This window comes from Algoriphagus sp. Y33 (genome assembly GCF_014838715.1).
GTDB lineage: Bacteria > Bacteroidota > Bacteroidia > Cytophagales > Cyclobacteriaceae > Algoriphagus.
The window spans coordinates 1,611,020-1,632,745 of the sequence record NZ_CP061947.1 but is presented as its reverse complement, the minus strand read 5'-3'; the positions used below and the strand labels follow the sequence as shown (position 1 = coordinate 1,632,745).

The 21,726-nt window shown below is 40.9% G+C and carries 17 protein-coding genes; 2 read left to right on the top strand and 15 right to left on the bottom strand.

Translation table 11 applies throughout. From position 1 onward, the window contains the following. Nucleotides 1–192 precede the first annotated feature (192 nt). The 3 genes from ID165_RS06555 to ID165_RS06545 all read right to left on the bottom strand — a co-directional run bounded on the left by ID165_RS06555 (nucleotide 193) and on the right by ID165_RS06545 (nucleotide 3,546). Nucleotides 193–1,242 carry an IS110 family transposase gene (locus ID165_RS06555; protein ID WP_192349566.1) on the bottom strand — a complete coding sequence of 350 codons (1,050 nt, stop codon included), beginning with the start codon at nucleotides 1,240–1,242 and terminating at the stop codon, nucleotides 193–195. A 532-nt stretch (nucleotides 1,243–1,774) separates the two neighbouring features. Beyond that, nucleotides 1,775–2,617 (bottom strand): universal stress protein, encoded by an 843-nt coding sequence (locus ID165_RS06550; RefSeq protein ID WP_192349565.1) that lies wholly within the window; start codon nucleotides 2,615–2,617, stop codon nucleotides 1,775–1,777. Between the two features lie 8 nt (nucleotides 2,618–2,625). Then, nucleotides 2,626–3,546 (bottom strand): glyoxylate/hydroxypyruvate reductase A, encoded by a 921-nt coding sequence (locus ID165_RS06545; protein WP_192349564.1) that lies wholly within the window; start codon nucleotides 3,544–3,546, stop codon nucleotides 2,626–2,628. 186 nt (nucleotides 3,547–3,732) lie between these two features. On the opposite strand from ID165_RS06545, the gene ID165_RS06540 reads away from it, so the two are divergent. Continuing rightward, complete coding sequence (locus ID165_RS06540; RefSeq protein ID WP_192349563.1) at nucleotides 3,733–4,578, top strand: DUF2911 domain-containing protein; 846 nt, start codon at nucleotides 3,733–3,735, stop codon at nucleotides 4,576–4,578. Between the two features lie 241 nt (nucleotides 4,579–4,819). On the opposite strand, the gene ID165_RS06535 is transcribed toward ID165_RS06540, so the two are convergent. The 10 genes from ID165_RS06535 to ID165_RS06490 form a co-directional block, all read right to left on the bottom strand. Beyond that, entirely contained in the window at nucleotides 4,820–6,541 is a 1,722-nt protein-coding gene (locus tag ID165_RS06535; RefSeq protein WP_192349562.1) for a sodium:solute symporter, read from the bottom strand. Between the two features lie 103 nt (nucleotides 6,542–6,644). After that, a complete protein-coding gene (locus ID165_RS06530; RefSeq protein WP_225587012.1) occupies nucleotides 6,645–9,104 on the bottom strand; it encodes a PIG-L family deacetylase in 2,460 nt (819 codons plus the stop codon). An 82-nt stretch (nucleotides 9,105–9,186) separates the two neighbouring features. Further along, nucleotides 9,187–10,317, bottom strand: a complete 1,131-nt coding sequence (locus tag ID165_RS06525; protein ID WP_192349561.1) for an acyloxyacyl hydrolase — start codon at nucleotides 10,315–10,317, stop codon at nucleotides 9,187–9,189. A gap of 177 nt (nucleotides 10,318–10,494) precedes the next feature. Further along, nucleotides 10,495–11,706, bottom strand: coding sequence for a lipopolysaccharide assembly protein LapB (locus ID165_RS06520; RefSeq protein ID WP_192349560.1), 1,212 nt, complete (start codon nucleotides 11,704–11,706; stop codon nucleotides 10,495–10,497). Nucleotides 11,707–11,733: 27 nt separating this feature from the next. Further along, a complete protein-coding gene (gene gyrA / locus ID165_RS06515) occupies nucleotides 11,734–14,307 on the bottom strand; it encodes a DNA gyrase subunit A (protein WP_192349559.1) in 2,574 nt (857 codons plus the stop codon). Between the two features lie 96 nt (nucleotides 14,308–14,403). Beyond that, a complete protein-coding gene (locus tag ID165_RS06510; RefSeq protein ID WP_192349558.1) occupies nucleotides 14,404–15,429 on the bottom strand; it encodes a hypothetical protein in 1,026 nt (341 codons plus the stop codon). 95 nt (nucleotides 15,430–15,524) lie between these two features. Further along, nucleotides 15,525–16,034 carry a hypothetical protein gene (locus ID165_RS06505; protein WP_225587011.1) on the bottom strand — a complete coding sequence of 170 codons (510 nt, stop codon included), beginning with the start codon at nucleotides 16,032–16,034 and terminating at the stop codon, nucleotides 15,525–15,527. Nucleotides 16,035–16,149: 115 nt separating this feature from the next. After that, on the bottom strand, nucleotides 16,150–16,809 hold the full coding sequence (gene rpe, locus ID165_RS06500) for a ribulose-phosphate 3-epimerase (RefSeq protein ID WP_192349556.1): 660 nt from the start codon (nucleotides 16,807–16,809) through the stop codon (nucleotides 16,150–16,152). A 197-nt stretch (nucleotides 16,810–17,006) separates the two neighbouring features. Then, nucleotides 17,007–18,671, bottom strand: coding sequence for a S8 family serine peptidase (locus ID165_RS06495; protein ID WP_192349555.1), 1,665 nt, complete (start codon nucleotides 18,669–18,671; stop codon nucleotides 17,007–17,009). After that, complete coding sequence (locus ID165_RS06490; protein WP_192349554.1) at nucleotides 18,658–19,317, bottom strand: hypothetical protein; 660 nt, start codon at nucleotides 19,315–19,317, stop codon at nucleotides 18,658–18,660. The genes ID165_RS06495 and ID165_RS06490 overlap by 14 nt, the downstream gene beginning before the upstream one ends. Before the next feature lie 128 nt (nucleotides 19,318–19,445). Between ID165_RS06490 and ID165_RS06485 the strand changes: the two genes are divergently transcribed. Then, complete coding sequence (locus ID165_RS06485) at nucleotides 19,446–20,066, top strand: phosphoribosylanthranilate isomerase (RefSeq protein WP_192349553.1); 621 nt, start codon at nucleotides 19,446–19,448, stop codon at nucleotides 20,064–20,066. A 29-nt stretch (nucleotides 20,067–20,095) separates the two neighbouring features. Here the strand turns inward: ID165_RS06485 and ID165_RS06480 are convergent, their stop codons facing one another. Together ID165_RS06480 and ID165_RS06475 are read right to left on the bottom strand one after the other, a co-directional pair. Then, a complete protein-coding gene (locus ID165_RS06480; protein WP_192349552.1) occupies nucleotides 20,096–20,716 on the bottom strand; it encodes a bifunctional 2-polyprenyl-6-hydroxyphenol methylase/3-demethylubiquinol 3-O-methyltransferase UbiG in 621 nt (206 codons plus the stop codon). 5 nt (nucleotides 20,717–20,721) lie between these two features. Then, complete coding sequence (locus tag ID165_RS06475; RefSeq protein WP_192349551.1) at nucleotides 20,722–21,675, bottom strand: aldo/keto reductase; 954 nt, start codon at nucleotides 21,673–21,675, stop codon at nucleotides 20,722–20,724. Nucleotides 21,676–21,726: the final 51 nt, after the last annotated feature.

Genomic DNA, 21,726 nt, shown 5'->3' with positions numbered 1-21,726 from the left:
GACACTATGATCAAGTCAGAAGACTCATACCTTTGAACAAGTTAGATCTGAGATTTGAAATAAGAAGTGATCTGAGCGAAAAAAAACCTATAGAATCTATGTGGTGAAAAAGCATATAACCATATAGATTCTGTGTTAAAACCCTATTAGAAATCGATATTTTCTTAAATTTAATTTCCAAGTCAGCATAAGCTAGACTGTTAAAGGAGTAGCAGCATCAGGTTGTTGCTCCTTTTTTAGTTCATACTCCAGCTCAAAGACTGTTTTGGTTTTATACAGGATGTACATCAACTCTAGGATTTTTCGCTGAACAGCCACGACAGCTTTCATTTTTATACCGTGTCTTCCGACTAGTCTCGCAAAGTTATTCTTGTATAACGAACAATTCTTGATGGCACAGAGAGCTGGTAAATGCACTGATTTGCGAAGGTGTCTATTTCCTTTTTTAGAGATTTTGGGTTTCCCTTTGACGGAAGTTCCGGACTGTTTTTCTCTTATATCCAAGCCTGCGTAGCTGACTAGCTGCCGTTTGTTCATGACCAGCTCAAACCCGTTTGTTTCTGCTAAAGCAATTACTGCTGTTAATTCCCCCACACCTGGAATTGAAGTCATATAACTGATGTTCTCCTCCAGATTTGGATCGGACTTAACCAATAAATGGATTTCCTTCTTGATTTCCTTTTCCTGTTTATGAAGTAATGCTTTTCGGGCCTTTAGTCGTTTTAGGCTATTGGCATTCGAAAAAGCCTCTGCATTTTCGGCATGCAGTTGATTGGCGACAACAACCCTTTCACAGACGGTCTGGTCTCTTTCCCGGGTAAGCTGTTTAAGTTTTCTAAAGATGGGTTTTGGTGGAGTCCAGGTCTCTAGTTTACTTTCAAGACCAAACTGGGCGATGGCTTCAGCGGCGGTATTGTCTGTAATGGTCTTGATGGATAACGTCCGCATGTAATTACTGATTTTGTTGGGCAGAACGATGGCAACCTGCTGCTCTTGTCCCACCAACCAGTGGACGAATTTCTCATGGTAAACTCCCGTTGCTTCTAATACTGCTGTTAGGTCTAGGGATGCTTCGGTAAATGACTTTGCCCACTTGAGAAAAGCCTTAAATCCTGACATGTTGTTTGCGAACGCTTTTCTGGCTTTCAGAGATACACTAAAATCATCAAGAAGGACCCCAACTACACAGACCAATTCCTTCTGGGCTACATCTACTCCAACGGTTTGTTTGATCACATTCATAAAATAAATGGTTAGAACTAAAGAAAGTGAAAGTGGATGTCTCCCTTCCGTTTTGTCTCCTTGTCGACATTCAAGCTGTTACCAAACGCAAAAAAGCTTACCGGCACGCTTTACATTCTGTTTAAACTCCAAGAGAAAGAAGAGGATGAGGCAATATCTATGTGCGAATATATCTTGAGATTATTTAGTCACATATAGGCTCTCATCCCCCACCACTTTACAATAAATATAATCAGTTAAAGAGGTGCTTTTTTATACTTTTGCTAACATAGGAGAAGCATAGCAAACATACAAGAGCGATCATTCATCTGCAGTTATCCTTGCTATTTTGGACTTTGATTTTTTTGTTACTTTATGGTAAAAAAAGGCAGTTTGGACGTCCTGTTTGTGAAGCATGAACAGAGGCAGCAATTAACCCTCTACACTATTTTAAAAGAATAGCAGTCTGAAGACTATGTTAGATCCAGGTCTGAAGAACCAAATTGTATATCCGCAAAAACTCCGCGAACTTTGCAGTTAAAAAAACTACCCTTTAAAAAGACTTAATCACCCATAGCGGCTTGTTGATAAAATAGGCCATTTTTTTTGAAAGGCTCTTCGAAAAAATCTGATCAAAGAAAGATTTCTTTTCACTAAGTGTAATCAACATATCACCCTTGGCAGTCTGCAGATAATTCTCAAGACCCAGTGCGATATCGTCTCTGAAGGTTTTCAGAACATAATTGACTTTATCATACTTAATGAAAGGCCGTATCTCTTCCACCATAGTCATGTGAAGAGATTTATCCAGGGCTTTTTGACTGGTAGTGACATGAACCAAATCAATCTCCGAATCAAAAAATCCGGCTACTTCCACGACTTTTTGAATTGCAAGCTTATCCTCTTCCAAGTAATCACTGGCATACACAAGCTTGCGGGGAGCCTTGAAGTAAACTTTCCGGGGAACGACAAGAATGTCATGATCTGATTGCTCCACAAGTCTACTGGCTCGTGAGCCTATGATATTTTCTCTGAAATCATTCACCCCTTCGGTTCCTACCACAATCAAGCCGGCATTTATTTCCGCCGCATATTCTAAGGTCTCCCGGACGATATTACCTTCTTTCACCGACGTAATACAGCTTTTTAATCCATTCTGTATGCCTTCCCTGACAACAGCTCGCTGCAAATTATCGAGCTTTTCGGAGACAAACTCATTCTGGTACTTGCCTGATGCATCTGAAGGAAACAGTTTTCTGTAATCCTCCCGATTAAGCACATGGAAAAGAATCAAATCAGCTTTGTACTTTTCACCCAATCTGGTTGCATACTCAATAGCGTTGAGAGAGCATTCAGAAAAATCCGTTGGGCACAATATTTTAAAAATCTGTTCCATAGCGTATTTTAGTAACCTCTTTTTCGATTAACAACATTAATAAGCTCTCTGTTTTCCTTGATCCGTTTGATGTTTTCTATCACTTGAGGTGCAGCCGCCTTTGGATTTGTCACACTCGCTATGTGCGGAGTCATCGATATTTTATTGTTTTCCCAGAAAGGATGGTCTTTTGGTAAAGGTTCCTCTTTATATACATCCAACATGGCACCGGCCAACTGTCCATTTTCCAGTGCTTTTATCAAATCAGCCTCTACCAAATGTTTACCTCTGGCCACATTGATGAGATAAGTATAGGGGTTGCATTTCTCAAAAAGCTCAGTATTCAAAATATTCTCAGTGTCAGGTGTAAGTGGTAGCAAGCAGACCAACACATTCACCTCCTTTAAAAATTTCTCCAATCCTTCCTTAGAATAATAGGGATATTCAAAATTAGGTTTTTCTGAAAATCCAAATCCCACTACATGAAACCCCATGTAGCTGAGCTTGTCCATCACATCTTTACCCAATGCTCCCACTCCCATCACTCCCACGGTCACATCCAATTCCGGGTTGCTCATATCCCATACTTTTTTTGTTTGGTTTACTTGATAGCGAGCCGTTTGCCTGTGGAAATTCAACACAGCCATTATCACATAGTTGGTCATAGAAAAAGTTAGCTTTTCATCCACTATACGAACAATTGGTATGGACGAAGGAATCGACTTATCTCTAAGAATATGGTCTACGCCGGCTCCCATGGAGCTGATCAACTTCAAATTTGGGAAATCTGAAAGCATGCCTTCAGGGTGCTGCCACAGAAAAACATATTCGACTTTATCAGGTTTGGTAATCTCAGGATAGATTTCAATTTCCAAATCAGGATCTAATGCTTTAAATTCTTTGATCCAAACGTCCGGGTTCTTGCCGGGGCTTATAATTGCTAAACTCATACTATTCTATACGGATGTGATACACTGAGGATGAAAAAATATGGTAAACCTTTTAGGCCGTGTGAAAAATTGCGCATTATACTTTATAATTTTTATTTAAAAAGCATAAAATTGCAGCACTTTTCCAAACATACTTTCAAATTTTACGCTTAAGAAACTTTAATCCAAATTATAACTTCTATCCCAATGAAACAAAAGATTGCTTTCACCTTAACCTTTTTGCTGTGCGCACTAATCTCCTTTGCTCAGCAGATCCAAATGCCTCAAGCATCACCTTCAGCAAAGATTGCCCAAAAAGTGGGCTTGACAGATGTAACTGTGGATTACAGTAGACCAAGTACGAAAGAGCGCAAAATTTTTGGAGAACTGGTTCCATACGGACAAGTCTGGAGAACCGGTGCAAATGGTGCCACAGTACTTTCCTTCTCTACAGACGTACTGATAGATGGAAAATCTATTCCTGCAGGCCAGTATGCACTTTATTCTATTCCGGGCAAATCAGAGTGGGTGATGATCCTTTCCAAAAACATCAAATTATGGGGAGCTATAGGATATGATCAAAGTGACGATGTACTTCGCTTTAAAGCCAAGTCTACAAAACTCAAGAAAAAGAGTGAAACCTTCGAAATAAGCTTTGCCAACATGACTGATACAGGATCTGACCTATCATTGGAATGGGAAAACACCCGTGTGGGCTTCAGAATAGAAACTGAAGTAGATCCTCTTGTGATGGCGCAAATCAAGGATTATGTAATCGATGGAAACAGTAAAGACCCTAGCTTACTTTACTCTGCTGCCAGCTACTATTACACCAACAGTAAGGATATGAATCAGGCATACAATTGGATCAATGAATCTGTGGAAGAAGATCCGAAATACTGGACTATGCACATGAAAGCTAAAATAGAAGCTGCTTTAGGCAAGAAAACCACTGCAGTAGAAACTGCCGAAAAAGCAATGAATTTGGCCGATGAAGCAGGAAATCCGGATTATGTAGGTTTGAATGAACGATTGATCAAATCTTTGAAATAAATTCTTTTGGTTTAGTTTTCCGTCAAAATCTGATGGAAATATAATAGAAGCCTCCCCATTTGGGAGGCTTCTATTAGTTAGGGCATACTGAGACACGCCAATAAAAGATCAAAAGCTATCATTTTGAATGATTAACCCATTTTTCATGCGAACGGTTTTTCAGCAAGTGCAAGGGTATTGTCCACAATAGGACTTAATTCCTACATCAGAAAATCCCAAAATTGGGATTTTCAAGCCCTAGTTAGTCTACACTGGTCTTCCCAGGGGTAATCACTGCCTGAATTAATGCCGCAAATAGCATTACTGCCAAACAGCCGATAGGGTTATACCATAAGAATCCTATATCCCAAAGCTTACCGTCCGCTACATCTCCATTTCTGAAATGCACAAACAAAACCAATGCTTGGGAAAGCAGAGCTGCAATAAACACTGCTTGTCCCTTCACCCATTTCATAAAAAAAGCAACAAGGAATATTCCGAGAATCGTCCCATAAAACAAGGAACCAAGTAGATTAACAGCCTGAATCAAGTTTTCAAACAGCGACGCATAAGTAGCAAAGAGAATAGCTCCTATACCCCAAAAAGCTGTAAATAACTTAGATGATTTCAGGTAATGTTTATCACTGGCATTTTTCTTAATGGATCGCTTATATAAATCTACAGTGCTTGTAGATCCCAATGCATTCAATTCTGACGCTGTAGAGGACATGGCGGCAGAAAAGATCACAGCGAAGAGTAAGCCTATAATTCCCTTGGGCAAATGATCCATCACAAAGCGCATAAACACATAATCTGTATCCCTAGTCTCTGCCAAGGGGTCATTGGTCACTATTAATTCTTTCACATCATCTCTAATCCGGTTTTGCATGGATTTTAAACCGGTCAGTTTGTCCCTAATTTCAGATTCTCCACGTTTATCCTCCGCATCTATTGCCTTCAACATATCCAGGTAATAAATTTTACTTTCCTCAAAATTCACCGCATATTCTGCTTCCAACTCTTCCAACTCACCTGCATATTCGCTTTGACGTAGCTTATCCGTTTGTACTGTGTTGAACACTACGGGAGGTAAAAAGAACTGGTAAAAAACAAACACCATCACGCCTATAAAGAGAATAATGAATTGCATGGGGATCTTCAAGAATCCATTCATAATCAACCCCATCCTACTCTGGGAAAGCGTCTGCCCAGAAAGATAGCGCTGTACCTGGCTTTGATCCGTGCCAAAATACGAAAGGAAAAGAAAAACCGCAGCAGTCATTCCAGACCAGACATTGTATCTATCCGAAATATCAAATTCCAAGTTGATCATATTCAGCTTGTCCATCTTTCCCGCTACATGAAGGGCTTCCCGAAAGGAAATAGGAAGCATCTGTATCACAATAATTCCAGCCAGAATCATCCCGCCCATCATCACGGCCATTTGCTGCTTTTGTGTGATGGAAACAGCCTCTGTACCACCAGAAACTGTATACAGGATAACCACCGAGCCGATTAGGATATTTGTAGCTGTCAAATTCCATCCGAGTAAGGTGGACAAAATAATCGCAGGTGCATAGATGGTAATTCCCGCTGCCAAACCTCTCTGGAGTATAAAGAGTAAAGCCGCAAGTGTCCTTGTTTTCAAATCAAAGCGATTTTCCAAGAACTCATATGCGGTATAAACTTTCAAACGATAATAAATCGGAATAAAAACCACCGAAATAATAATCATTGCCAGCGGCAACCCAAAGTAAAACTGAATAAACCTCATCCCGTCTTCATACGCCTGCCCGGGTGTGCTCAAAAATGTAATTGCCGAGGCTTGAGTGGCCATTATGGACAAACCAATTGACCACCAGTTCATGGAGTTTTTACCCCTTAGATAAGAATCGAGACTATTAGCTCCATAGGTTTTATAGACCCCGTATGTAGCTATAAGTGCCAATGTCCCAAAAAGAACTATCCAATCCAGCGTGCTCATGCGTAGGCTACTTTAAGCCAATAGAAAAAGGCCATAAGTAAAAAAAGGCATGCCATCAATCCCGCATACAGGTATTTCCAACGTATAGGTTTTTCCTCCAAAATTACTGTTCGATCAGATTGATAAATAGTTTAGTCGCTCCCGGTACTCCTGCAGGCAGTTCTCTAAAGAACGAGATTCCTGTATAAATATAGGTACCTTCACCATAGGTGGTATAAATCAATGAACCTCTCAGAGGCTCTTCGCCCGGGTCTTGGAAAGAAAGTGGAGTAGAATATTCCGGAGCGATATCTGATTCAAAATATAATCCTCTTTCCTGAACCCAATCGTCAAAATCAGCTTCCGTTATCTTATTTGGACCAGCCAGAACGGGATGATCCCAATCAGCCTCAAAAGGAGAATTTTCTACTGTGACCCGATCTCTGCTGATTGCAAATGGATAAGGCCCGAAATTTTTAATCAGAAGAGGTCTACTCACGTTGTACTGCACCACTACCGTACCCCCGTTTTCTACATACGTCATTAGATTTTCTTCGTTGGCGGCAAGTGCTGAATTTGTGTTGTAAGCTCTGATTCCCACTACGATACTTTTGTATTGAGAGAGATTTACCAAAGAATAATCGGTAATTTCTGTAACTTGATACCCTAAAGATGAAAGTACCGCCGGCACATCGTCCCCAGCCCCCATGATGTATCCGATTTTCGCTTTGGAAACATTCCAGTTTTCCTGAATCAAATTGATGGCAGCCTTAGAAAAATAGGTGAGATTCGGGATATGCTTATATGAAATCCGATGGGTAATCTGATCAAAAACTTGGCCTTCAGAAGTGCTGAATCGAGCGACAACTTCTCTCTTTTCATTTTTATCCAATTTGAATGAAACTCGGTAAATTCTCTTTCTCTGAGTTAGGTTATCTTCTACTCCCAACATTTCGTATTCAGAATCTTGAAGATTTTCAAAAGACAATTCACCTTTTTTTAGTTTACCGTGAAAATTGACAGTAACTGTGACTACAGGGTCTACTCCGGGAATAAGAAACACATTTTGATCGGATACTTCCAAGTCAATTTCCGGAACAATCGTAAATGGCTGCTTCACTTCTCCATCGACCTGATCATTGTATTTGTATTCCAAAGGAATTGCTATGTTGAACTCTTGTCCTTCAATGTTGAAAGACAGCTCTCCTCCTACTTTCATGTCGTTGAAAGGCTTACCTATCATTTGCTGATCTCTTATATCGTAGATCGCATCCATTACAGGATTTTCCAGCCAATAAGGCTGTGAAACAGGAGCATTTACATCCGGTTGAAATTCAACGGGAATTTCAACCGGATCATTCTTGACAGCTATCTTTTTCCCGGAAGAATAGTACGTGTCATAAAGCTGCAGTGAAACATCCGTAATCAAAACATCTGAAGGATTGTTTACTACAAGGTTTGCCTTGATGTCCTCACCCCCAAAGCCCAGTTCCTGATTCGTGACAAACTCCATTTTCAAACCTATTACCTGAAAAATCAACCTATCCAATTTCTGCGCCTTTTCTGCGATCCAAAAAGCTTCGGGGTCATGTGCTGAAAGCTTAGCCCGAATCTGCATCAGAGATTTAATATTGGCTACGGGATTTTTAAAGTCAAACTCTTCAATCGCAGTTTGAATCATAGCCTCTATTTCCTGCCCTCCATCAAACTCTCTCCAGCGGCTCTGAATTCCTTCAAAAGCTGACATTTCAAACGATTCTCCTTTGATGAATTGAAGATGATCCTCGGCGGCGCCTATTCTTGGGGTAGCTCCAAATCCCTGGGATTTGTGCATGGTTCGGCTATCCGCTGCAATTTGGCTATACGTCTTTCCAAGCAAATTATCGTATTCACCTACTTGAAAAACAGCATATTTCTCGGTCTCTACAGGCTGAAATTCTCCACCAAAATTATACGAGTTCCAAAAGAGTCTTCTTGTCTGCCAAGTATCCACATAGTTTAATTGTTCAGGAAATGCTTTTGGATCAGCAGCTAAGTCAAAAGCTTCTTCAGCCAAAATTGCAGAAGTAGTATGGTGTCCGTGATTACCTCCTCCGGGCACAGTGTTGAACCGGGTAATAATAATATCAGGTTTGAACTTTCTGACTACCCATACTACATCTGAAAGCACCTTTTTCTTATCCCAATTTTGCAGAGTTTCATCCGGATTTTTAGAATAACCAAAATCCAACGCTCTGGTAAAAAACTGCATTCCCCCATCTATCTCACGCGCTCGAATCAATTCCTGAGTTCTGATCTGCCCCAGTTCTATTCCCAGTTCTTTTCCCAGCAAATTCTGACCTCCATCACCTCTCGTCAAACTCAAATAAGCTACCTGTACATGTTCTCCATTCCCAAGAGCAGCAATCAGCTGTGTATTTTCATCATCAGGGTGCGCAGCTACGTAAAGCACTCTTTTGGTTTCTTTTAGCTGAAGTAGCTGATGATAAATCTGTGAGGAAGGAAGGGTCTGTGAAACACAAATCAAACTATTCAGCAAAAGGCAGATAAACACTAAATAGCTGAGCATAATAGGCTTGGTCATAAATGGGCATAGTTTATCCCTACAAGCTAGAACAAGGCCAATGGAAATAAAAATATTTTTTGATTAAAGGAAAAAGAACAGGCTAACGGTTAACCATTTTTCTCAATTTTCCCGGAATGGTGTACCCCACAGTAAACTCAAAGAAGTCAGCCTTTGCTTTATGTGCCTTGATCTGCACTCCTGCAAATACGTTATTATTCATTCTGTAGCGCACGCCTATTCGCTCGTAGAATCCAGTGGTTTCCTGGTTATAGTGTGCTTTACTTAAATAAACACCGATCGCAATAGGCATATATAAATTCTCCGTCAATTTCCATTCCCAGGAGCCCACCACAGCAAAGGAATTCACATCAGAAAAATTAATACTTTCACCGGGGTATCTATCTCTAGCCCCTGCGCCATAAAACCAATCAATTCCTATACCTCCTCTATATTTATATGAAATTTCCCAGAGATAATTCACTCCCAAACCTCCTCTGAAATAAGCTGGCTCATCAATTTCATAACTTTTCAATCCTGTATAGGCCGCAATATTCCATACCCCTACTTTCTCTAAGGGAGGAAAAACAGGACTGGCACCGGGATTGAATTTCTCTTGGTCTATATTCATTCGAAGCCCAATTGCTATGGGAACAAAATTGATCCCTGCGTTAGGCTTTTTGATAGAACCATTGGAATAATGCTTTGTGCCTACAGAAGCGAAGATCCCAAATGACTTAGACAGTTCATAATTTGCTTTTAATCCAAAATGAACATGCACATTAAGTGCTGTACCCACAAATCCATTGAGTGGATTGGTGTCAGTGTCAAACGGATTCATATTAAACCCAAGACCAATTTGAGCGAAATAGCCGAAATTGAGTTTTCGGTAAATATTATTCTTACCAAAAGGGAACTCCCCAAATCCATAAACCCCCATTGGCCTTCCTATTTCAGGATTATAGCCAACCGAAGAAGTCACTCCCAATCCATAACTAGGATATCTGTTTATGTAATTATAATATGTAGCGTTGGAACTTCTCCAACCAACCCGTACATCAATAGCCGAATAATTAATTTTATTAATTAGCTCATCCGCCCAGTCCTTATTGTTGCCAATGATAGGCCCTTGATCATAAGAAACTTCTATGAATCTTTTCGATTGTGCACCGACTTGGTTAAAGCCCAATACAAAAAAAATACACATTATAATCGGCACTGTCTGCAATCGCATCACTTCTTTAAATTTTCGAATGCAAAGATAAAACTATTGCAAAACTCAGTCCATAATATTTTTTGAAGACACTTATTTCCAACTTTCACAAGCACCTTCCGGATTCCTGTAGTTGGATTTAAATAAAAAGGCCTCTGAATCAAAATTCAGAGGCCTTTCAAGGGTCAAATCAGTAGATTACAGATTTTCCTGCCAGTTGGCTCCTTTCAGTTCTATCAACATTTTATTGTATTTCTCAACTTCTTCAGTATTCTTCAGGCGCGAGTGAACTTGAAATAAAATAATCATTACTTCAGTATTCTCAGGTTTAATTTCCAAAGCCTTTTCGAAGTACCCTACAGCTTCCCTGTAATAAGAATTTGCTTCCTCTCCCATTGATGCGGATTTAGCTTCCCACTCGTCATCAGATAGGGCATTTAATTCATTGAGAATTTTTAAAGACTTATCCAATAAAAGCGCACCTGCATAGTAATTGCCATCATAGAATTCAGGATCTACTTCAACAGACTTTTTATAATCAGCCAACGCTCCTTCACTATCACCCGCTTGCTCCTTGAGATAACCTGATCTCAAAAGGATTCCGGCATTGTTTGGATCGTTTTTCAACGCTTCCTGAATAGAAGCCATTGCCTCATCCATTTTATTCAACTGAAGCAATAATTGGATTTCATATTCTGCAAGTACTTTATCTTCAGGATAATCTTCTCTACCCTGCATGATGATGTCATAAGCGGCTTCAGGATTTTTATCCTCACCGCTCAAGATTTGAATCATTAAGTAGTAAACAGTCAATTTGTTGTACTCTTCTATATCAAGCAAGTACCCGAAATGCTTCTTCGCTTCATCGAATTTGCCCAAATCATTTGCAATAAATCCTGCATTGTAGTGTACTGTTGTATCGGTAAGATCTATTTCTCCAGCCAAATCAAAGAATTCATATGCCATCTCAAGATCCTCGTCATTATACCTATCGATCGCTTTATCAAACGATGCATTCTTAAGAGTAAAAATAGAGTAAGGTCTCAAATTATCAGGTACTCCAGGCATATCTTCAGCATAGATATCTTTACCTACACCTTCATCTTTTTTACCTCCGCCCATTTCAAAGGCCTTGTTATATGTCTCCAATGCGGCTTTTCCCGTTTCTACAGTAGCAGCTGTATTGGAGGAGTCGGATCCAAACATCTTGGTCTGGATTTGAGCTTTAAGCAGATACGTAGCGGGATCATTTCCTGTTTCCGGATCAGAACTTGCTGCTTCGATATCAGCCATCGCTGCAGGTAAGTCTCCTGATTTAAAGTTCTTCCCTGCAGAACGAACCACTTTTTTTTGTCCAAAAGCCAAGGTCGTTGCACCGATCAAGGCGATTGATAGAATTAGCTTCTTCATTTTAGCGTATTTATCTTGTTTGGTTGGTTATTCGTTAATTTCATTTGATTCATCAGAAGCATCATCAGATTCGTCAGTTGGGCCCTCATCAGCAGTGTTATCAGCATTTCCACCCGTTTCTAATACTGCATCTATAATCGCTTCAACCTCTTCTTCCTTAGAAATCTTCTCAACTGAGGAAATTTCGTCATTTTCTCCGATTTTAATCAATCTTACTCCTTGAGTAGCTCTTCCCATGATGCGAAGCCCATCTACCGAAATACGAATGGTTATACCTGATCTGTTAATGATCATCAAATCATCGGTTTCGACTACTTCCTTGATTGCAACCAGTGCCCCGGTCTTCTCCGTAACACTCATTGCCTTCACTCCTTTTCCTCCGCGATTGGTAATTCTATATTCGTCAAGGCTGGAGCGCTTGCCGTAGCCCTTTTCAGAAACTACGAGCAAAGTTGCGTTTTCCTCGGATGCACATACCATGCCAATAACATAATCGCTATCATCATTTAACCTGATTGCTCTAACACCCGTAGCAGTCCTTCCCATCGGCCTTACTGCTGTTTCATTGAAGTGAATAGCTCTACCGGATTTGGCTGCTATCACTATATGCTGGCTACCGTTAGTCATTTCCACATTGACCAACTGGTCATCCTCACGGATATTCAATGCGATGATACCATTTGTCCGTGGACGGCTATATTGTTCTAGTGTAGTCTTCTTAATAATCCCCTGTTTGGTTACCATCACAAGGAAATGATTGTTCAGATAATCCTGATCATTCAAGTCCGCAACCTGGATGATCGAACGTATCCTGTCATCCTGCTCTATGCTCATTAAGTTCTGAATAGGCCTTCCTTTAGAAGTCTTGGATCCTTCAGGAATCGCATAGGTTTTCAGCCAGAACAACTTCCCCTTGTCTGTGAAGATCAACAGGTAATTATGAGTGGATGCTGTAAACAGATATTCTGTAAAATCATCTTGTTTGGTACTTACACCACGTGATCCTACCCCCCCTCTTCCTTGGGTACGATACTCCGTAAGTGCAGTGCGCTTCACATATCCTTCATGGGAAACCGTAATGATCACTTCCTCATTTGGAATCATATCCTCGTAGCTGAAATCTTCCGCATTATGCTCGATTTCAGTTCTTCTATCATCAGCATAGCGGGTTTTCATTTCCGCCAGCTCTTCCTTGATGATCTCCATTCTCTTTTCTTCACTGGCGAGGATTTCTTTGAGCTCTTCGATCAATGCCATGATCTCCTCATACTCATTGATGATCTTATCTCTTTCCATTCCGGTCAATCGCTGTAATCTCATGTCGAGAATAGCTCTTGCCTGAATTTCGCTCAGATCAAATCTCTCAATTAAACCATTTCTGGCAGTTTCAGGATCAGCAGAACTTCTGATCAAGGAAATCACCTCATCCAAATGATCCAAAGCGATCAAATACCCTTGAAGAATATGTGCTCTCTTTTCTGCTTCTCTCAGTTCATATTCCGTTCTACGAATCACTACCTCATGGCGGTGATTGACATAATGAACGATCATATCCTTCAAATTCAATGTCTGCGGTCTACCTTTCACCAAGGCCACGTTATTCACTGAGAATGAAGTCTGTAACTGAGTGTGCTTATATAAATTATTAAGAACTACACTGGATATTGCATCTCTTTTTAATTCATACACAATCCGCATTCCAGAGCGATCTGATTCATCACGAATTGCGGATATTCCATCAATCTTTTTCTCATTGATCAGCGCGGCGGTCTTCTCTACCATGCTGGCCTTATTTACCATATATGGAATCTCGGTGATGATAATCATCTCCTTATTTCCACCGTCTTTGATTTCCACATTGGCTTTACCGCGCATCACCACTCTACCCCGGCCGGTTTCAAAAGCAGCTTTCACACCGTTGTAGCCATAAATAATACCACCTGTAGGGAAATCTGGAGCTACGATGTGCTCCATCAATTCGGATATGGTGATTTCATTGTTGTCAATATACGCTACAATTCCATCGATAACCTCGCCCAAGTTGTGAGGGGCCATATTAGTCGCCATACCTACAGCGATACCTGATGCTCCATTCAATAGAAGCGCGGGAACTTTGGCAGGCAAAACGATGGGCTCTTTAAGGGAGTCATCGAAGTTGAACTGAAAATCTACTGTCTCCTTGTTGATGTCAACCAAGAGCTCCTCCGCAATACGCTTCAGTCTTGCTTCAGTATAACGCATAGCCGCAGGATTATCCCCATCGATGGAACCGAAGTTACCCTGACCATCCACCAATGGATATCTCAAGGACCATGGCTGCGCCATACGAACCATCGTTTCGTAAACGGCAGAGTCACCATGCGGGTGATACTTACCGAGAACCTCTCCGACAATTCTTGCAGATTTCTTATAAGGTTTGTTATGTAATACTCCCAGTTCCTGCATCCCAAAAAGGATTCTGCGGTGTACCGGTTTCAGTCCGTCACGGACATCAGGAAGTGCTCTTGAAACAATAACCGACATCGAATAATCGATGTAGGCACCACGCATTTCCTCTTCAATATTAATGGGTATGATGTTCTCGTTTTCTCCTTGAGCCATATAATGCTATTCACGGGGTCGATTAAGGCTGCAAGATAGTAAAAACCGAATGGTTTTGAAAAGAGATTACAAACACCAAAGGGGATAATCAAGACTTTAATACCACTGCCCTACTTTCCTGTTCTGAAAATTGAACATTCCGCTTCCTCTGTACTCAATTCCATTGTGCATATGCTTCATGACAACACCACAGCCGGCAATTTTGCAACGCTTGGTTCCGGGAAAACGAACCGCCAGTCCCACTTGCATAGCATATACCTTTTGATCCAGATCCATAACTTCAGAAAAGTCCGATGCTGCATATGTGAATTTACGGAAATCCGCACCTCCTTTGACAAATATCTTGGTATACTCTGAGAAGTCACGCTCTATTCTCAACCCTAAGCCGTAGTAATTCTTATCTGACACGGCCAGTCTTGGTTCGTAGGGAACCGGACCATCATCCAAAACTGCATCATAAGCTTTCTTAAGATTCAACTTACCAAACTCAGCTTCAAATACGAATTTCCAAGGATAATTCTGGCGTACCCGCTGTCTAAGTTCTGACTGCATGTATATGTTCGAAGAAGAGTAATGTCTATATCGCCAATTGAGGAATGCCCGTCTTCGGTTGGCATCATATAACACCAAACCTACAGTCCCATACAATTTATCCACTTGGTAGGTGGCTCCCTCGAAGTCAAACTGATAATCCCCTCCCTGCATAGGTGCTAGATTACCCCATTCTTGGCCGAATCCTCCACCCACTGTGAGAAGGTTGAAAAGATTGATCCTTACACCTCCATTCCAGTTTGGGAACACCCAGTCCCCGCCCTTCATCTCCAGCCGATTTTCTTCAGAAATATCCAGAGGGCCTCCCTGCAAATTTTGATATCGATTGAACGAAGGGTACAAATCTACATTTTCAGAATAGAAGCTCGTGCCAAACTGCTGATAAGCACCTCCTCCCGACAGTTCCACGCTGAACATCTCCAAGACATTTCGGGTGATATTGCCCAATCCGGATTCACTTTTGGGATTTTTGGCTTTTTCGGAAATCCCAAAAATATCTTCCTGCTGTGCAAATGTCATTGTCAACACAAAACAAAGAATAACGGAAAGGGGTAGCTTTTTTAAATTCATACTTTTCTAAACGAATGTGTGGAACTCTTTGGTGTGAAATTAAAAAAAAATGCCTCCCGGTTGGGAGGCATCTCAATATTAGCTATAATATAATCTTATTTACCATCTGTAGGCTCGGATGTATCTTCTTTTTCAGCTTCTTGTTTTGCTTTCATTTCTGCAATCATAGTATCAAGTTTCTCTTTTACAGCTGGATCCTCTTTTGTAGCTGCCAATACTTTATTGTATGTCCCTGCTCCCAAAATCTCCTCGTCCATGATCAAGCCAGTTTTGTATTCTTTCAAAACACCCTGAAGAGACTCTTGAAACTCTTTTACTTCCACAAATGCAGCCTTTTCTTCTTCAGTAACTTCTGCTTCAGTCATTTTAGCATCGTCCCCCCAAGCAGCTTTGATCTCATTATATCGGCCACCACCTTGAAAAATTTCATTTTCCAAAATCATAGACTTTAATTCCTCTGTCTTTGAATTCACATAATTATCGAATGTCACCTCAACATTCGCATATTTAGCCAATTCCTCGTCGGTGACTTTCTCTTCATCTTGTGCGTAAGCAGCAAGCCCTAGGAACGCGAATAACGCTCCGAAAAGCAATACTTTTTTCATAATCCGGTTGGTTTTAATTTCTATTACAATTCTCAATAAAGCCCTCAAAACCCAAAAATTCAAGAAACATGTAAGGTTTTTAAGGTTTTTTATGATAAATGGTATGACCAAATAGTTACACCATCCCAATACCCTTTAGCAGGCGTATTGTTTGGACGGGTTCAGAAGAACTAAAAACAAAACTTCCTGCCACCAATACATCAGCGCCTGAGGCTATCAATTTAGGGCTATTCTGAAGATTTACTCCCCCATCTATTTCAATTTTTGTGTCGGCACCTTTCGCCAGAATCAAATCCTTCAGCCGGGAAACCTTGGAATATGTGTTTTCGATAAACTTCTGCCCTCCGAACCCAGGATTCACAGACATCACACACACCATATCAATATCCTGAATCACGTCGGACAACAGTTCTACAGGCGTATGGGGATTAATGGCCACTCCTGCTTTGACTCCAAGGTTGTGAATAGCCTGTAGCGTGCGATGCAGATGTGTACATGCTTCATAATGAACCGAGATGATTTCTGCGCCTGCATTTCTAAAAGCTTCCAAGTAATTATCAGGATTCACGATCATCAAATGTACGTCCAGGGGCTTTCTTGCGAAACGATGAATCGCTTCGGTCACAGGAATTCCAAAAGAAATATTAGGAACAAATACACCATCCATTATATCCACATGGATATAATCAGCTTCTGAGGAATTAAGCATTTCCACTTCGCTTTGGAGATTTGCAAAATCAGCAGCTAATATGGAAGGGGCAACTAATGGAGACATATGTAGGGAATAGGGAATTGATTATATGAAATCGAGCATGACGAAGAACGTCACATAACTTGTCCCGAACTTACTTCAGGGGAGGGATGATTATTTCCTGTGCGGGATTCTCCCGAGAATCGGGACAGGCTATCTGACCATACAAAATTAATTATAAACAGATGAAAAAACTAAATTAATACACACTCCCCAAATTCCTATTGTCTTATTAATTTGCTTTGTCTCACCAGTGAACTGTCTTGCATACGGATCAAGTAAAATCCAGGCTTCAAACCTTGTAAAAGAATCTGAAAAGGTTCTTTTACTGTGGCTCTGTTCAACCTTACGTTTTCAAGTATGCGTCCGTTGAAATCAAACAGGGAAAATTCAGCACTTAAGCTATTTCCGAAATGGATATTCAGCTCATCACCTACTATTGGATTCGGATAGACTTTCCAGGCCAAAGCTTCTTCATTTTCATCCACTCCAAGTATTTCTCCATACAGTGCATCAAAGAAATTTGGAATGCCATACCCCAACAAATTATCAGGTTCATCTGCCTGTGTCCCACTGTTCAATAAACTTTCGATCAGTTTGTCCTTCGTCCATTCGGGTTTGGCTTCCCATAATCCAGCGGCTAAAGCAGCTATCTGAGGAGCCGAAAAAGATGTGCCATTAGAGTAGCCTACCGAGCCATTTGACCTAATAAGTGCTGCACCGCTACCAAAAGCAGCCAAATCAGGCTTAATCCTTCCGTCTCCCGTGGGGCCACGGGAGCTAAAACCTGATACTGCCAATTCTCTAGTGACTGACCCTATTGCCAGAATCCCTTTCACATCCGAAGGCGAATTTAAAGTAGATTCTAAAGGCCCGGTATTCCCTACACTGTTTATTACCAGAATCCCTTTACTCGCTGCAATACTAGCTCCTTTAGCAATTATGGTGGTCTCCCCGTCCAAATCAGCCCTTGTGTAGTTCATCTCCGGATCATCAAAATCCCAGTAGCCCACCGAACTGTTAATAATATCTGTACCCAAGCTGTCGGCATATTCGGCGGCACGAACCCAATTGTATTCTTCCACCCGGTATTCAGTGGCTATCTCTTCGGTGATTGCAAGGATATAAGCTGCGTCAGGTGCCCCCGCGAGCATTTTACCCGGCTCATTGGATGCAATCAGCGAAAGCACATTAGTACCGTGTTGACTATCAGAATACACATTCTCATTCCAAGGCCTGACAAAATCCCTTGTCCCGACTATTTTCCCATTTGCCTGCAAATGAACCAATGGACTGGCAGTATCAGACCCGGGAAATCCAGCATCAAAAACAGCAATAGTCACACCTTTTCCAGTGTACCCTTCTTCATGCATCCTGTCTATGCCCAATAGTGAATTCTGAAAATCGTACGTCTCTTCATCGACTGCCAAGACCCGGGCGCTTTCTGTTGGTTTGGAAAAATGGTCAGTAGTGGCAGATGAGTAACTACTCCTACGGGCTCTAGCATTGGGATTGGGTACAAAACTCCTCCCAACCAACACTACACGATCGACAAAAGGCAAAGCTTCTAACTCTTTTACATGTGCTTCATCACTTACCAACAACGTAGCATTAAACCATTTAGTGGAATACAGAATATAGTCCGACTTCTCATAGACCATATCCACATATTTCTGTGAAACGGGAAGGTCTAAACTATCTGGTGCCACACCTTCTCTGGTTCTACGATCCAGTGCTTTCTGACTTAGAAATTCACTTGGTCTCTCAAGAGACAGACTTTCTTGCGGCTTGTATTTATAGAAAACAGCATAGCGGTCTTGTGCTATCAAATTGGCACAGCAAACAAATACCATTAATACGCAAACCGGAACCTTAATTCTTCCCATTCCCTATCAACTTCATGTGAGTTTTAGCACCAGAATCTATCAACATATCACCTAAACAATCATTTCTAGAGCAATAAGTAAGCACCTCATCGTACTTTTCCAATAAACCTACTCCCTTTTCATATACTTCGTAGCGTATATCCCTGTAGGTGATCAAATCGTCGCTATTCTCTTGATTTACACGTACAGTATTCCTTGAATTGATCAATTCAAAATCATCTTGTACTTGATTTCTATACGCATTACTATTCCAAATGACCCCATCTTTGGGGGGGAAAACCAAGGCAACGACCGCTTGATTTTCTATGGTTCTCACCAATGAAAAACCCCGTTGAATCAGTGTATAGGGTAGTTCAATAGTCCAATCGATTCTGTCTTTTGATTTTGTACGCAATACGAGAAAAACCTGCTCTCCCTCTTCATTAGTATAGTAGCTGCTAATACGATCGCGATAGTAAAAATGCTCCTCTTCAGAATCATTTTCACCAAAATAGGTCGTTTGGTCTACTTCATAAAGCCAGAATAAGCCCACTTCCAGAGGTTGGAAATCATACTCTAAATCAACTTGTGCCTCTTCTATTTCTCGATCACAAGAAGTAAAAAGTACAAATGCAAAAAACACAAGTATGGGTAGCCGTCTATTCATATTGCCTTTCAATGACTAAAAATACAAGTATTTTCCAAATTATATGACTAGGGTAAGTTGATACAGTTTCGAAATACTTTTTTGAAGCCGATCATCCTGATTATCTTAGCCGATTCAAAATTTGAATCATGGCTTTAAGCACTTTTGTAAAAATAAGCGGCATTACCAATCTCTCAGATGCCAGGTACTGCGCCGGGATGTACGTGGACTTGTTAGGTTTTTCCATAGAAGAGGAATCCGAAAAATTCATCACTCCTACTCAGTTTAATGAAATCACAGGGTGGGTCTCAGGGCTGGAATTTGTAGGGGAATTTTTGACTTATACAGGATATCAAGTGCAAGAGACTCTGGAGAGTTACCCAAGCATAAAATGGATTGAGCATGACAGAATTGAACCTCTGGCCGATTTGGAGGGTAAAGGGTATGGGTTGATTTATAGAATGGATCTAGAGGAAGTTCGGCACATTGAATTGGAAGTGGCAGAGAAACTCAATGAATCAGGCATCATATTCCATGCCATCTCCTCTCATGAAGTGCTGGATCAAAAGGATAAGCAAGCTATAAAACTATTGAGCGAAAATTGCAGGGTAATTTTGGGAGTAGGAATTACAGCCGCAAACGTACGAGGCCTGATTGAGGATCTGAACCTATACGGCATTTCTCTTGTCGGTGGAGAAGAGATTAAGCCTGGGTTGAAAGACTTTGATGAACTGGCGGATATATTGGAGGCATTGGAAGTAGAAGATTAGACTAAGAAAATATGGGAAAACAGATTCCCTTACGTTTTCTGAAATACTAATTTTGACCAGGTGACATTTTCTTTGCCCCTAAGTAAACTTGGCTGGTTATCCATTCTCAAGCATAAGTCTAGACCACATGACTTAGCATTCTTAATTGTAGAAAAACTATCTGTAGGAAAAACCCACGTGCCAACTCCTGGAGGCCCATTGCGAAGGCTGAGGGCAAAAACACCTTTGGTTTTTAAAAGTTGTGATACTCTCATTATAGCTGTTTTTTGATCGCTGCTGTCAAGATGATGAAAGACTCCCGATGCCAAAATAAAATCAAAATGATTACACATGGTAAGCAATGCTAGATTTGGTAATGAATCGTCGATCCACTTTATCTCCGGCATGTCAAACAATCGTTTTCCCTCCTCAAGGTACTCTTTAGTTGGCTCCACAGCGACTACAGAATGCCCCATTTTTGACAATTCCCAAGCATCTCTGCCTATTCCTGCCCCTATATCCAATAGTTGAGATAGCTTCTTCTTGGGTATAAATTCTATAAAGTCCCGATGCAGATCCCAAAAGTCAATTGATAATGTAGCCTCAATAAATTTTTGAGTGGCATTAGCATATCCTCGAATCCCATTTACCCATTGGTTTTCCAAACTCATGAGGTCTAATTCCCATCAAACAGATCAGATGATTCATAGGGACTGTTTTCTCCAGTGAAAAATGATCCATCTATAAATCTGTGGCTTATTCCAATATCCCGCAGTTCCATCATATCATGGTCATCCAAATTGATATTTCCGGCAGTCAAATTTTCTATAATCCGTTCCTTGTTAACTGATTTTGGAATAACGGCAATTTCCCTGAGAATAGACCAAGCGATAAGAATCTGGCCTGTTCCTACTTTATGTTTGTCAGCGATCTCTTTCACCACCGGATCCACCAACAATTTGGGGTCATTTTTATGCCTATCCGCTCTGGAATCAGGAGAACCCAAAGGTGAATAGGCAGTCATCAAAATTCCATGCTCTTCACAAAAACTCACCAACCCTTCTTGCGGTAGATAGGGCTGCATTTCTACTTGATTCATTTCCGGCAATTGCCCTCCCACTTTCAGCAACTCCTTTAATTTATTCTGATTGAAGTTGGATACCCCAATATGCTTGACTAGTCCTTTTTCTTTTAATTCTTGCATAGCTTTCCAAGTTTCTGAGAGCGACACTTCATCGTAAGTATAGTAGTCGTCTCTGCTTTTGGGAAAGCCAACTCCCGCTTTGAAAGCAATGGGCCAATGTATCAAATATAAATCCACATAATCCAGCTTCAGGTCAGCCAATGATTTCTCTAAAGCCGGAAGTACCTGCTCCTTTTTATGGGAATTGTTCCAGAGTTTGGAAGTCACAAAAAGCTCATCCCGCTTCACCAATCCTTCTCCAATTGCTTTGGCTATTCCTTCTCCTACTTCATTTTCGTTCTGGTACACTGCTGCACAATCGATGTGCCTATACCCTGCCTCAATTGCCCAATATACAGCCTGGCTCACTTCTCCGGGTTTACTTTTCCATGTCCCCAGTCCAATGATGGGAAGTTTATCACCGTTTTTAAAACTTAAGTAATTCATAGTTTTTAATATTTGAAATTATGGTAAGAGCCTCCTTAAAAATAACTATCC

What these genes read in the sequence shown, in the direction of transcription:
- ID165_RS06555 (WP_192349566.1), bottom strand. Translation starts at nt 1,242, where the DNA reads ATGAATGTGATCAAACAAACCGTTGGAGTAGATGTAGCCCAGAAGGAA.
- ID165_RS06550 (WP_192349565.1), bottom strand. Translation starts at nt 2,617, where the DNA reads ATGGAACAGATTTTTAAAATATTGTGCCCAACGGATTTTTCTGAATGC.
- ID165_RS06545 (WP_192349564.1), bottom strand. Translation starts at nt 3,546, where the DNA reads ATGAGTTTAGCAATTATAAGCCCCGGCAAGAACCCGGACGTTTGGATC.
- ID165_RS06540 (WP_192349563.1), top strand. Translation starts at nt 3,733, where the DNA reads ATGAAACAAAAGATTGCTTTCACCTTAACCTTTTTGCTGTGCGCACTA.
- ID165_RS06535 (WP_192349562.1), bottom strand. Translation starts at nt 6,541, where the DNA reads ATGAGCACGCTGGATTGGATAGTTCTTTTTGGGACATTGGCACTTATA.
- ID165_RS06530 (WP_225587012.1), bottom strand. Translation starts at nt 9,104, where the DNA reads ATGACCAAGCCTATTATGCTCAGCTATTTAGTGTTTATCTGCCTTTTG.
- ID165_RS06525 (WP_192349561.1), bottom strand. Translation starts at nt 10,317, where the DNA reads ATGCGATTGCAGACAGTGCCGATTATAATGTGTATTTTTTTTGTATTG.
- ID165_RS06520 (WP_192349560.1), bottom strand. Translation starts at nt 11,706, where the DNA reads ATGAAGAAGCTAATTCTATCAATCGCCTTGATCGGTGCAACGACCTTG.
- gyrA (WP_192349559.1), bottom strand. Translation starts at nt 14,307, where the DNA reads ATGGCTCAAGGAGAAAACGAGAACATCATACCCATTAATATTGAAGAG.
- ID165_RS06510 (WP_192349558.1), bottom strand. Translation starts at nt 15,429, where the DNA reads ATGAATTTAAAAAAGCTACCCCTTTCCGTTATTCTTTGTTTTGTGTTG.
- ID165_RS06505 (WP_225587011.1), bottom strand. Translation starts at nt 16,034, where the DNA reads ATGAAAAAAGTATTGCTTTTCGGAGCGTTATTCGCGTTCCTAGGGCTT.
- rpe (WP_192349556.1), bottom strand. Translation starts at nt 16,809, where the DNA reads ATGTCTCCATTAGTTGCCCCTTCCATATTAGCTGCTGATTTTGCAAAT.
- ID165_RS06495 (WP_192349555.1), bottom strand. Translation starts at nt 18,671, where the DNA reads ATGGGAAGAATTAAGGTTCCGGTTTGCGTATTAATGGTATTTGTTTGC.
- ID165_RS06490 (WP_192349554.1), bottom strand. Translation starts at nt 19,317, where the DNA reads ATGAATAGACGGCTACCCATACTTGTGTTTTTTGCATTTGTACTTTTT.
- ID165_RS06485 (WP_192349553.1), top strand. Translation starts at nt 19,446, where the DNA reads ATGGCTTTAAGCACTTTTGTAAAAATAAGCGGCATTACCAATCTCTCA.
- ID165_RS06480 (WP_192349552.1), bottom strand. Translation starts at nt 20,716, where the DNA reads ATGAGTTTGGAAAACCAATGGGTAAATGGGATTCGAGGATATGCTAAT.
- ID165_RS06475 (WP_192349551.1), bottom strand. Translation starts at nt 21,675, where the DNA reads ATGAATTACTTAAGTTTTAAAAACGGTGATAAACTTCCCATCATTGGA.